The sequence below is a fragment of the Bacillus sp. SIMBA_005 genome (assembly GCF_046535585.1).
In the GTDB taxonomy this organism is placed as follows: Bacteria; Bacillota; Bacilli; order Bacillales; family Bacillaceae; genus Bacillus; species Bacillus pumilus.
Map to the genome: position 1 here is coordinate 210,625 of NZ_JAWRWI010000003.1, position 14,643 is coordinate 225,267.

Sequence of the window (14,643 nt, forward strand, 5' to 3'; positions counted from 1 at the left end):
CGAAGAGGTGGACATATGAGCAAGCAGAAGATTCAAAAGGTATATCCTTTAACACCCATGCAGGAGGGCATGCTGTATCATGCCATGCTAGACCCTAATTCCTCCTCTTATTTCACACAGCTTGAGCTTGGAATAAGCGGAGAGTTTGATCACGCTCTTTTTGAAAAAAGTCTCAATGAGCTCATACGGACATATGACATTCTCCGTACAGCCTTTGTTTATCAACAATTACAAAAGCCTCGTCAGGTTGTACTGGCTGAACGTCATCTCGATGTGTATAGAGAGGATCTATCACATCTGAATCATCAAGAGCAGCAAATGGTATTGGATCAATATAAAAAACAAGTGAGAAAGCAAGGATTTCACTTAACAAATGATCTGTTATTGAAGGTCGCTGTTTTTCAACTAGATGAAACAAACTGGCATCTGATTTGGAGCAACCATCACATCATCATGGATGGCTGGTCCATGGGTGTTTTAATGAAAAAATTGTTTCATTACTATGAATCTTTTCGGAACGGTCGAACGCCGGATCGCTCACAAGGGAAGCCTTATGCAGATTATATCCAGTGGCTTGGAAAGCAAAATAAACAAGAAGCGGAAAGCTATTGGCAAAAGCGTCTAGATGGAGCGGTTCAGCATCAAGGGCTGCTACAGCAAAAAGAAGCGAATGGGCAATACGATCATCAGGAATGGACGTTTACATGGGATGCTCAAACGGTACAAGCCATTCAAAATGTAGCAAGACAATGCCAAGTGACAGGCCCGAACCTGTTTCAGGCTGTCTGGTCTGTTCTTTTAGCCACCTATCATGCAACTGATGATGTCACATTCGGCACCGTTGTATCGGGCAGACCTCCAAGTGTATCTGGAATTGAGCGCATGGCAGGGCTGTTTATCAATACGATACCCGTTCGAGTGACATTGGATCAGAAGCAGACGTTTAAACAGTTGTTTCAAACGGTTCAGCAGCATGCACTAGAAGCGGAAAACTATGATTTTATGCCGCTTTATGACATTCAGCAGAAGACAGCTGCTGGAGGGCAGCTCTTTGATCATTTGGTTGGGTTTGAGAACTATCCTTTAGATCAGGAGCTGTCTGGTGACACCATGTCTGCACGTCTTGGTTTTTCCATTGATGTAAAGGACGGATTTGAACAAACGAATTTTGATCTAAATGTCCTTGTGTATCCAGGTGAAACGTGGACATTGAAAATCAAATACAACGCCATAGCTTTTGAAGAAAAGGTCATTGAAAACATATCAAAACATCTGACCAATCTCATGAAGCAAATCACCAAAAACCCTGATGTACGACTTCATGACGTGACATGTATCACGGAAGAAGAGAAGCGACAGATAAAAGCGTGGAATCAGACGGAGCGAGATTATCCGAAGCATCTGTCTATTCCTGAGCTGCTCAATGAACGTATGAAGGCGCAGCCTGACCATCTAGCACTAGTTGAAGGCGACCGAACATTTACGTACGAGGAGCTTGGACAAGAAATCCGTCGTTTAGCTGGCAGTCTTATTGAAAAAGGCGTACAGCCAGGGGATGCTGTGGCGGTGTATATGAACCGATCAGCTGATGCGGTAATCGCCATCTTATCAGTTCTACACGCAGGGGCAGCTTATGTACCGATTGACCCTTCCCAGCCTGAGGAGAGAATCCGATGGATGCTTGAAGATAGCGGCGCATCCATTTTGCTTCATGCTGATAGTCCGCCGTCAGTTGATGAACAGATCAGGGCTGTACATGTGACGAGTAAGCCTCATCACTCACACATGGATGTATCAATCAGGACATCTCCATCTCACTTGGCGTATATCATGTATACATCAGGGTCAACTGGACAGCCAAAAGGAGTTCAAATTGAGCATCAGCATATTGTGAGATTGGCTTGCTCTCAGGAGAAATTAGGCTTGACCAAGTCGGATCGTATGGCACATACAGGTGCCGTCAGCTTTGACGCCATTACCTTTGAAATCTTTACCACGCTGCTGGGTGGCGCGACACTGTATCCTGTTGACCGCGATACTTTATTGGATATTCATCGATTCGAACGATTTATCCAAACACATCAGATCACGACGCTCTTTTTAACGACTGGATTATTTAATCAGCTCGCTCAGCAGCGACCGCAAATATTCAAAGGATTAACCACATTAATTACAGGCGGTGACGTGATTAATGTGAAGAGTGCGGAGCTCGTGAAACAGCATCATCCAGCACTTGTTTTACTGAATGCCTATGGCCCAACAGAAAATACAACCATCTCGACCATTTACGAAGTAAGAGGAGATGAAACGGGTCCGATTCCAATTGGTCAGCCGATCAATCATTCGTCGGCTTATATTTTAGATGATGATCAAAGATTGCAGCCAATTGGAGCGCCAGGAGAGCTGTATGTTGGCGGAGATGGTGTCGCAAGAGGGTATCTCCATCGTCCAGATTTGACCAATCAAGTATTCTTGGCAGATCCTTTTAAGCCGTCAGGCCGTTTGTATCGAACAGGGGATTTGGCTCGGTATGGCGCAGATGGCCAGATCGAATTCCTCGGACGGACAGATGATCAAGTGAAAATTCGAGGCTTCCGTATTGAGCTTGGTGAAATTGAAACAGTGCTTCAGCAAAAAGCGGGCATAGATGATGCGGTTGTGCTTGTCCATTCGTTTTCCACAGATGAAAAGGAAATCACCGCTTACTTCACAGGGACCATGACAGAAGAAGAAGTGCGAGATGTATTTAATCAAGAGCTGCCAGCTTATATGGTGCCGCACCATGTGATGAAGCTGAATGCTTTTCCGCTCACATCGAACGGCAAGGTAGATCGAAAAGCTTTACCAAAGCCGGACGAAGCCTATCAGGAGAAAAAGGAAATCATTCCGCCTGAGACGGAGACAGAAAAGGCACTCGCTCAAATTTGGGAGGAGCTTCTTGGAAAAACGGTAGGAGCAGATGAACATTTCTTCATGGCTGGCGGGCACTCTCTCAAAGCGATGATGATGTCCGCGAAGATTCAAGAGGTGCTTCAGAAAGAAGTGCCGATTCAAGTGATTTTTGAGAAGCCGACGATTCGTTCATTAGCGGCATATATCGATCAGGATGGTCAAGAAGAAATGGGGCATCCGATTTTACCAGCAGAGCAGGCGGACGAGTATCCGGTATCACCAGCTCAGCGCCGTTTATATATTTTGCAGACACTCGAACCAGACAGCACGAATTATCATATTCCAATCGTCTTAACACTAGAAGGGACACTCGAATATCAGCGGCTCAAATCAGCGTTCGATCAGTTGATCCAAACGCACGAAATCCTAAGAACGAGTTTTCATATGAATGGAGAAGACATTGTTCAAAGAGTGAATGATTGGACGGCATTTGATCTTCCCGTTCATGATGTCAAGGAAGAAGAGGCGGAAGCATTTCTTTCTGAACAGCAATCTCCATTTGATTTAACTGCTGCGCCTTTATTACGAGCCCAGTTGTTGAAGGTCAGTGAAAACCGTCATCTTCTTGTCTTGGAAGCACATCATCTCATTACAGATGGCAGCTCCATGAAAACGTTTATACAAGATTTGGCGAAGGCCTATGATGGAGAAGCTCTTGCAGAAAGAGTCATTCATTATAAAGATTACGCTGTCTGGCAGTTAAGTGAAGAAGAGACGGAGAAACAGAAGGAGCATGAAGCCTATTGGCTGAAGCAATTCGAAGGAGAATTGCCAGTATTAGAGCTGCCAACTGATTATTCGCGTCCAGCGGAGCGTGATTTTTCAGGAGAACGATTCATGTTTGGCTGTGATCAAGTGACGACTCAGCGGATTCATGACCTGCTTCAGAAAACAGATACGACCATGTACATGTTCTTGTTATCTGCTTTTCAAGTGCTGCTTGCCACCTATAGCGGGCAGGAAGATATCATCGTTGGTTCCCCTGTTGCAGGACGGACACATCCTGATATACAGGACATGCCGGGTATGTTTATCAACACCGTTGCGATGCGCGGAAAACCAGAGCAAACGAAAACATTTTTACATCTTCTTGAAGAAATAAAAGAAACAAGTGTTGACGCTTTTGCTCATCAAAGCTATCCGCTTGAAGAGTTAATTGCACGCCTTCCGCTAGATCGTGATACAACCCGAAGCCCGCTCTTTAGCGTGTCATTTAACATGCAGAACATGGAGGTTCCAGCACTAAAGCTCGGCGATCTGCACATTTCGCCTTATGCCATTCAGCATCATTCAGTCAAATTTGACTTGTCTCTAGAAGCATTTGAACGAGAGGGAGCATTAAAGCTGAGCTTTGACTATGCAGCGGCGTTATTTAAAGAAGAGACGGTCCGCAGATTCGGAACTCATCTTCTAGCGATTATTCGTGAAGCGGTCCAACACCCGGAGAAACAGATCGGCTTGCTCCGTATCCTTGATCAGCATGAGCAAATAGAGCGGTTGGAGAAAAAAGACGAAGTGCAAACAAATCGTCATGAGCCTTTCCATGTCCAATTTTCACGTCAGGCAAAGGAAACACCAGATGCCATTGCGGTGATGGATGATCAACGGAAGCTTACTTACCGCGAGCTAGAAGATATGTCAAATGCGCTTGGCAGTGAACTAAAGATACGAGGCGTCGAGAAAGAAAAGACTGTAGCGCTGATTCTTGACCGCTCTGTCTATGTCATCGTTTCAATGCTTGGTGTGATGAAAGCGGGTGGTGCATTTGTACCAATTGATCCGGCCTTCCCTGCGGAACGTATCAATTACACATTAGAAGATTCAGGTGCACAAGTGATCGTAACAAATGAGTCTCTTGCAGGGGCCTATCAACATCACAAGTCGATTCAAGTTCTGCAGGTTGAAAAAGCAGTACTTCAAAGCCGCACGCTAGATTTGCCGGAAGCATCAGCCGATCAACTTGCGTATGTGATTTACACATCTGGGACAACAGGAAAACCGAAGGGTGTTCAGCTCACGCATCGTAATCTATCACACTACGTGAACTGGCTGACAAATGAGGTGACATTGCAAGAATGCGATCGGACGGCACTGCTTTCTTCTTATGCATACGATCTTGGTTACACAAGCATTTTCCCTGTCTTAAAGGCAGGAGGAACACTGTATGTGCCTCGTGAAGATGTGTATACAGACCCGGTTCGACTCATGCGTTTAATTGATGAACAAGAGCTGACTTATATCAAAATGACACCATCCTTATTTCATATGATAGCAGATTCGAAGGATCATGCATTTAACGCTTTACGCCTTGTCATACTTGGAGGGGAACCAATTGTCTCTGAGGATGTGGAAACATTTATGGAGCAGCATCCATGTGTGGCTGTCATGAACCACTACGGCCCGACAGAGACAACCATTGGGGCTGTGACCAAGCTGATTACAAAGCAAGAGCTAGGCACACTCAAGGATCACTCTGTGATCGGACAGCCAATTGCTCATACAAGAGCGCTCGCACTCAATCGTCAGCAGCGCCTCGTCCCATATGGCGCACCTGGAGAGCTTTATATATCAGGGGAAGGTGTATCGAGAGGGTATTTGAATCAGCCTGAATTAACGGCAGAGCGTTTTCTAGAAAATCCGTATTATCCTGAAGAGCGGATGTATCGTACAGGAGATTTGGTCAGACAGCATGCAAATGGAGACATTGAGTTTCTCGGAAGAATAGATGATCAAGTGAAAATCCGCGGGTATCGTATTGAAAAGCAAGAAATTGAGTATGCCGCACGTGCACGATTATCCATTCCAGAGGTGTATGTCAAAGTACTTTATATGTCCCTTTTACCAGAGCTTGCACTTTATTACACATCGCCTGAACCAATTGGAACACTGACGTTTAGAGAAAAGCTTGCGGAGACACTGCCGGATTATATGATCCCCACGTACTTTGTCAAAGTCGACCACATCCCGCTTACTCAAAACGGAAAGGTAGATGCGAAGTCTCTGCCGCTTCCGCACGAGGTGCATATGAATCGAGCGGTGCATGTAGCACCAGAAACGGCACTTGAGCAGACGCTTTGCGATATTTGGTCAGAAGTACTTGGGGTTGAACAAATAGGTGTTCATGATCACTTCTTTGAATTGGGAGGTCATTCCCTCAAAGGCATGGTGCTCATATCGAAAATGCAAGCCAAGCTGAACAAACATGTGCCGCTCAAAGTCCTTTTTGAAAAGCCAACGATACGGGCGATGGCAGCTTATGTAGAAGAAGTGAATTCCTCGGACATGACATCCATTCAACCGGCGGAGAAGCAAGATTTCTATCCTGTCTCTTCTGCTCAAAAGCGGATGTATGTATTGCAGCAGCTGCATCCAGAAGCAGTGACTTACCATATGCCTGCCGTATTGATGATGGAAGGCAGTCTTGATGTAAAACAGCTAGAAGAAGCGCTGCAGGCTTTGATCGAACGACATGAATCATTGCGTACAGCCTTTGTAGAAATTGACGGCGTACCCGTTCAAAAAGTCTATCGCCGAGTGCCGTTTACGTTAGAGGTGGTTGAAGTAGAGAACGGTCATGAGCAACCTGTCATAGACGCATTCTTCACCCCATTCTCATTACATCAAGCACCATTAATGAGGGCAAAGGTGGCGAAGCTTTCTGATGAGAAATATGTGTTCATGATGGATATGCACCATATCATCGCAGATGGTGTCACACGCAGTCTGCTCATTCAAGAATTGGCAAAGCTGTATGAGAAAAAGACGTTACCGCCAGTTCAGCTGCACTACAAGGATTATGCGGTATGGCAGCAGGAAGAAAAGCAGCAAGCGCTGCTTGAGAAACAGCGTCAGTATTGGCTGGAGCAATACGCAGAGCCTCCTGAAGATTTGGCACTGCCACTTGATTTTCCGCGTCCTCATGTACAGTCATTTGAAGGAGACCGAGTCGATAGATGGTTATCTCCTGAGAAGGTGAAGACCATTAAAGCACTCATGGCTGATAAAGGTGTGAGCATGAACATGGTCATGCAAACGGCATTTGCCATTTTCCTTTCCAAATTAACCGGGCAGACAGATATCGTCATAGGCGCTGTTACAGCGGGACGTACGCATGCTTCAATCGAACGGGTTCCAGGCATGTTTGTGAATACACTGGCTCTTCGACATGAAGTACAGCTCGAGGAAACGACAGCACAATTGCTTGAAAAGATGAAAGATCGAAGCCTATCAGCCTATGAACATCAAGAATTTCCGTTTGAGGAATTGGTGGCACAGTTAGATCTTCCGAAAGACACGAGCCGCAATCCATTGTTTAGTGTCATGCTGACAACGGATGACCGTGACATGACGTTACCGAATCTAAATGGACTCAAGCTTTCGCAAAAACAGCAAGAGACAGCTCATGCAAAATTTGATGTAACGCTCGGTGTATTTGAAGAACAAGATCAAGTGGGCGTACGCTTTGAGTATGCAACGGCGCTGTTTAAAAAGAAGACCATTCAGCGTTGGAGTCGATATTTTGAACAAATCATAGACGAGATGCTGGTGAAGCTAAATGAACCAATTTCATCGCTTTCGATCTTAAATGAAGAGGAAAAACAAGAGCTGATCAATGAATGGTCAGGCCCTGTGCTAAATGTCCCGTCAGATCAAACGGTTCATGCACTGATTGAGGCTAAGGCATACCAGACACCTCATCAAAAAGCGGCAACCTTCTGCGGAACGAGCTGGACGTATGAGGAACTGAACAGCCGTGCAAATACAGTCGCTTCAAAACTTATCTCAAACGGCATAAAACGAGGTGACCGCGTCGGTATTCTCACTCGTCCGTCCCTTGATATGACGGCAGTCGTCCTTGGTGTCTTGAAGTCAGGTGCGGCATTCGTTCCAATTGATGCGGATTATCCGGATCAGCGTATTGCCTATATGCTGGAAGACTGCGGGGCAGAGGTTCTACTTATGCAAACAGGATTAACTGCACCAACTTCCTTCACAGGTCGTGTTCTATTGATAGAAGATGCCGTAGAAGGTGAAGCTCACGATGTTCAGGTTCATATGAAACCAACTGATCTCGCCTATATGATTTACACGTCTGGAACAACAGGACAGCCGAAGGGTGTCATGGTTGAGCACCAGTCCCTTGTGAATCTTGCGTTCTGGCACAATGATGCCTTCCAAGTGACCAATGCGGATCGAACTGCCAAATATGCCGGCTTTGGCTTTGATGCCTCCATTTGGGAAATGTTCCCGACGTGGATCGCCGGCGCAGAGCTGCACATCATTGATGAAGCGATTCGTCTCGATATGATCAAGCTCAATGCGTATTTCAATGACGAAAATATCACCATTGCATTCCTGCCGACCCAGCTATGCGAGCAGTTTATGTCGAAGGACAATCATTCCTTGCGTTACTTACTAACAGGCGGAGACAAGCTAAAACAGGTAAAGCCTGTTCCTTATCAACTCGTGAATAACTATGGTCCAACAGAAAACACAGTCGTGGCGACAAGCGGGATCATCAACCCAGATCAAGGCACGCTTCCAATTGGAACAGCGATTGCCAATACCCGTTTTTACATTATGGGTTCGTTATATGACCTCTCGCCGCCAGGCGTACCGGGTGAGCTCGTGATTGCGGGGAAAGGACTGGCAAGAGGGTACTGGAATCTTCCAGAGGAAACAGAGAAAAGCTTTGTCCCAGATCCATTTTATCCGGGTGAGCGTATGTACATGACAGGCGATTTAGTGAAATGGACAGAGGATGGCGAGCTGATCTATCTCGGCAGAAAAGACCATCAGGTCAACATTCGCGGCTTCCGGATTGAGCTGTCAGAAATTGAAGCGCAGCTTCTTGCACTTTCGGAAGTCAAAGAAGCAGTCGTGACAACGGTCAAAGATGCCAGCGATCAAGACGCGCTTGCCGCATATGTCATCACGGAGAATGAAACAGAAGACTTAAAAGAAAGCTTAAAACGCACGTTGCCAGACTATATGGTGCCTTCATGGATTATCAAGTTAGACCAACTGCCGATGACGGCAAATGGCAAAGTCGATCTAAAAGCAATGCCAGCACCTGATAAGGAAGCCAATCAAACAGCTTACGAATTCCCAAGAGACGAAGTTGAAACGCTTCTATGTGGCATTTGGGAAGACGTGCTTGGCGTCAGCCAAGTCGGCATTCACGATCACTTCTTCTTCCTTGGAGGAGATTCAATTAAAGGCATCCAAATGGCAAGCAGACTCACACAAGCGGGCTGGAAGCTCGATATGAAATTGCTTTTCCAATACCCAACGATTGCGGAGCTGCGCCCATATATCGAAGAAGCTGACCAACTGACAGCCGACCAATCACCTGTCGAAGGGGAAGTCATTTTCACACCGATTCAGCGCTGGTTCTTTGAACGGAACTTTACAAATCAGCACCATTGGAATCTCTCGATGATGCTTCATGCGCCAAATGGGTTTGACCTTTCGATGACAGAACAAGTGATGCAGAAATTACTTTCACATCATGATGCACTGCGTATGGTATACAGGCAAGAAAATGGCAGCATCCTGCAATACAACCAGCGGGAGCTTACAGAGCCGATTGCGATAATTTCTCATGATGTCTCTAAAGAGAACGACGTGAAAAAAGCCATTTCCACCTATGCCAACGAGTATCAGCGTCAGTTGAACCTCGAAACAGGTCCGCTCATGAAAGTGATCTGTTTCCGTGCAAAAGATGGCGATCACTTACTCATCGTGACACACCATCTTGTCATTGATGGTGTCTCATGCCGAATTTTACTAGAGGACTTTATGTCTCTTTATCAACAGGCAGCCCAAGGACAAACGCTCGTCCTGCCGCCCAAAACCCACTCCTTTAAAGAATGGGCAGAGGCGATCGAACGATACGCACAGTCCAAGCCGTTAAAAAGCCAAAGTGAGTACTGGAATGAGATTGACAGGACGCCAATCACCACTTTACCTGTTGATCTTGAAGTAACGAAAAGAAAAGTTGCGCAAACAAAGGCAGTACAGATGCAGCTTTCAGAGTCCGAAACCGAGCATCTTTTGACCGACATTCATCTACCGTACACAACGGAAATGAACGATATTCTTCTATGTGCGCTCGGTCTTGCTGTTCAGGAGTGGACAGGTGAGTCCCATGTACATGTGCAGCTTGAAGGTCATGGAAGAGAGGATATTTTATCAGGACTGGATGTCTCACGCACGGTTGGATGGTTTACGAGTATGTATCCAGTCGTACTGAAAGCAAAGCCGGATCAGACCATAGCTGAGACTATTAAAGGAACGAAAGAGATGCTGCGGCGTGTCCCGAATAAAGGGATCGGCTACGGGATTTTAAAATACCTCACAGCCACTGAATCGTCAGGACAGCATGTACAACCTGAAATCAGCTTGAACTATCTGGGGCAGATTGATCAAGAAGTGACGACAGAACTCTTTAGACCGTCCGCCTATGATATGGGACGACAAGCAAGCCCTGATTCAGAAGCTGTCTATAAGCTGAATCTCAGTGGTCTTGTTCAACACAAACGATTCATGATGTCGTGTTCCTATTGTACAGATGAATATGAAGAACAAACGATACAGCAGTTCATGGCATTGTTGAAAGAAAAAATCCAATCCATCATGACTCATTGTTTAGCGCAGCACGAACGAGAATTTACCCCAAGTGATTTCTCTGCTGGTGACCTTGAAATGGATGAAATGGATGACATCTTTGACATGCTTGAGGAGAAATTGACTTAGCAACATGAGATCAGACATAAAAACAGGAAGGGAGGATGAAATAGATGAGTTCATTTAAAAGGGATCAAGTTCAAGACATGTATTATCTGTCACCGATGCAAGAAGGCATGCTGTTTCATACCCTCCATCACCAAGAAAAGGGCTTTTATGTAGAGCAAATGGATATGAACGTAAAAGGCACACTGCGTCATGACTTACTTGAGAAAAGCATGAATGTCATCGTGGAGCGGTACGATATTTTTCGTACCGTATTTCTCCACGAAAAAGTGAAGCGCCCTGTCCAAGTTGTGCTGAAGAAACGTCCTTTTACGCTTGATGTGGTGGACATGCAGAAGCTTTCTGAAGATGAACAGCTTGTACGTATTGAGACATTTAAACAACAGGATCAGCTGAGAGGATTTGACCTTTCGAAGGATGCGCTCATGCGGGCAACTGTTTTCCAAACGGGCCCTGCCAGCTATCGCTGGATATGGAGCTATCACCATATCCTTCTTGATGGCTGGTGCTTTGGGCTTGTGGTGCAAGAGCTATTTGCGATTTATCATGCCCTTTTGCATGATATCCCTTACAAGCTGGAACCGGTTAAACCGTACAAAGAATATATTCAATGGCTGGAAAAACAAGATAAACAAGCATCACTTCAATACTGGCAGCAATCTTTAGCTGGGTTTGATGGACAATCTACCTTTAAAGAACAGAGAAAGCAAACGAATGAACACGAATTAGGCGAATTGGAATGGTCGGTGAGCAAGGGAGAAACGGCTGCTTTATCAGAGTTAGCGTTCCAGCAAAATGCGACGTTAAGCAGTGTCCTTCAATCAGTCTGGTCAATTTTATTGAGCAGATATCAGCGTTCAAATGATGTGCTGTTTGGCACGGTTGTGTCGGGGCGTCCGGCAGATTTGGCTGGTGTTGACAGAATGGTTGGCTTGTTCATTAATGTCATCCCAAGAAGAATTCAGCTGACAGATGACATGACATTCCATTCTCTTCTGTCAGAAACGCAGCAGCAGTCTCTTGCGGCCGAGCCGCACCAATACATTCCAATTTATGATATTCAGGCAAAGACAGGTCATCAGCCACTCATGGATCATATTGTCGTGTTTGAAAATGTCCCAGCCGCAAAGAAGGAAGAGCAAGAGGAGCGGTTAGGATTTACTGTGGAAAACATGAATGTGTATGAAAAATCGAACTATGATCTCAATTTGCTGGCATCACCAGGAGAACAATTGCAATTGAAGCTGGCCTTTAATCAAAAAGCATTTGATCCTCAATTTGTTCAACGGTTAAAGGAACAGCTGAGTCTATTGATGAAGGAGGCGGTCAAACATCCTGATCAATCGGTTCATACACTTACACTTGTCACAAAACAGGAAAAGCAGCTGATTCTTGAGGAATGGAATGCGCCCGAGCTTGAGCATGACCAGCTGTATTTGTCAAAATGGTTTGAGCATAATGTCCGCAAACAGCCGAATGCGGTCGCATTATCAGCAGGTGAGCACACGATGACATATGCGGAGCTGAATGAACAAGCCAACCGATTGGCAAGACATTTGCAAAAAAATGGGGTCACGCATCAAACGGTCATCGCCATTTTAGCGGGCCGCACGCCTGAACTGATTGTCAGTCTGCTTGCTGTCTTAAAAGCAGGTGCAATCTATGTGCCAATTGATCCCGATTATCCAGAAAGCCGCATTCAATACATGCTTAAAGACAGCGCAGCAACGCATCTACTGACTCACTCATCCTTTATCGGTCAAGTGAAGGCACTTGCGTTTGATGGAACGTATCTGTTTGCAGATGATCAAGAAATTTCACTGATGAGCTCAGAGAATCTGCCGCTTGAAGCAGGCTTACACGATACGGCTTACATCATGTATACGTCTGGTACAACAGGTCAGCCAAAAGGCATTATGACGACCCATTCGAATATTGCCCGGGTGGTCAAAAATACAAACTACTTAACCATTTCAGAAACAGATACACTGCTGTCACTATCCAACAGCGTATTTGATGGCTTTACATTTGATGTGTATGGCGCACTTTTAAACGGAGCGAAGCTTGTCTTGCCGAAAAAAGAGACCATTTTAAACATGGGCGAGCTGACGGGATTGATTAAAAGGGAAAATATTTCTGTCATGTTTGTTCCGACAGCATTATTTAATCTCCTCGTTGATGAAGAAACCGACTGGATGCGCAGTGTGCGCAAGGTGCTGTTTGGCGGAGAGCGGGCATCAGTCCAGCATGTGAGGAAAGCCTTTGCTGTTATGGGGAAAGGCAGACTCATCAATGTCTACGGCCCAACCGAATCAACAGTATTCGCCACTTATTATCCAGTCGATGAGGCTCTGCCGATGGAAGCGCGTTCGATTCCAATCGGAAAGCCGCTCAACCAGACGGGTGCTTATATATTGAGTGAGCACGGACAACTTCAGCCGATTGGAATGGTCGGAGAGCTTTGTCTGAGCGGCAAAGGGCTTGCGAAGGGGTATTTGAATCGTCCTGATCTGACGAAACAAGCCTTTATCACGCATCCATTCGCTGCGGGAGAAAGGCTGTATCGTACAGGAGACTTGGCTTATTTTCGAGCGGACGGTTTGATTGAGTATGCGGGCAGAGTGGATGATCAGGTGAAAATTCGCGGTCATCGAATTGAGCTGACAGAAATTGAAGCCCACCTTCTCATGCATCCAGGTGTAAAACAAGCGGCCCTTATAGCTGATCAGCATAACACGCAGCATACAAGGCTGCTCGCCTATATGACGTGTGAGGAGGAGTGGAAGGATAAACTCAATGTGATCAGGTCAGGGCTAAAGGAAAAACTTCCGGCTTACATGCAGCCTCATGAACTGATCAGACTTGAGAAAATGCCACTTACGCCAAATGGAAAGGTTGATAAACGTCAGCTGCCAAAGCCAGAGGTGCCTCAAGGAAACCGTCATGTGAAGCTTCCGGTAAATGAGGTAGAACAAAAGCTGCTTGTGATGTGGCGGGAAGTGCTTGAAAGAGAAGATATCAGCACAGATGACCATTTCTTTGAGCTTGGCGGGCATTCATTAAAAGCGATGTCGCTTTTATCTAAGGTGACAAAGGAATTTGATGTTCAAGTGCCTATTCACTTGCTGTTTGAGACACCTACCATTGAAGCAGTCAGCCGTTATATTCAACAGCAGGATCAGGAAGCTGCAGGCTATCTTGTATTCAATGAATCTCAAACGCCAACAGTCTTTGCTCTACCACCATTACCGGGCTATGGCTTTATCTATCAGGAAGCCGCAAAAACGCTCGATGGTATTCGTTTGATCGCCTTTGACTTTATTGAAGCTGATCACCGAATCACGCAATACGTTCAGCATATCCAGCACCTTCAGCCTGAAGGACCACTGACTTTGATGGGTTACTCTGGCGGGTGCTACCTAGCATTTGAGCTTGTTCAATCGCTCGAACAAGCAGGGCGGACCGTCGAAAAGGTCATCATGATCGATTCGTATAAGAAAATAGGAGAAAGTGATTTAGAAGGACGATCCATTGATGACGATATCGCCGCGATCGTCCATCAGTCGAAGCAAAGTGAACTTGCCCAAGCGGAGCTCATTCAAGACGAGCTTGCTCAAAAAACAAGGGCTTACTATGAAGCTTTTGTTAAGGGGGTGAACCAAGGAGAGATACACGCAGACATTGACTTTATCCAATCCGAAGAGCATATTGCGATACCAGAATGGATGGATAAATGGGAAACTGCGACGACCGGCGCTTATCGAGAATTTCAAGGCTTTGGTCAGCACGCCGACATGTTCAAAAACAAAGAATGTGCCGTCCGAAATGCACAGCTCATTAAAGAAATAGTCCATCATAAAAATAGAGAAACAGTCTTGTAAACTTTAGATGAGGCAGGGGTGCACACTGGCAGCCCTGCCTGACAAAAAAGGGAAG

At 45.7% G+C, this 14,643-nt stretch carries 2 protein-coding genes; both read left to right on the top strand.

All coding sequences use genetic code 11. The features are described from left to right. Positions 1-15 precede the first annotated feature (15 nt). Entirely contained in the window at positions 16-10,710 is a 10,695-nt protein-coding gene (locus SB660_RS06215; RefSeq protein ID WP_410581793.1) for a non-ribosomal peptide synthetase, read from the top strand. A 44-nt stretch (positions 10,711-10,754) separates the two neighbouring features. Then, on the top strand, positions 10,755-14,588 hold the full coding sequence (locus SB660_RS06220) for a non-ribosomal peptide synthetase (protein ID WP_410581795.1): 3,834 nt from the start codon (positions 10,755-10,757) through the stop codon (positions 14,586-14,588). Positions 14,589-14,643 lie beyond the last annotated feature (55 nt).

What these genes read in the sequence shown, in the direction of transcription:
- SB660_RS06215 (WP_410581793.1), top strand. Translation starts at nt 16, where the DNA reads ATGAGCAAGCAGAAGATTCAAAAGGTATATCCTTTAACACCCATGCAG.
- SB660_RS06220 (WP_410581795.1), top strand. Translation starts at nt 10,755, where the DNA reads ATGAGTTCATTTAAAAGGGATCAAGTTCAAGACATGTATTATCTGTCA.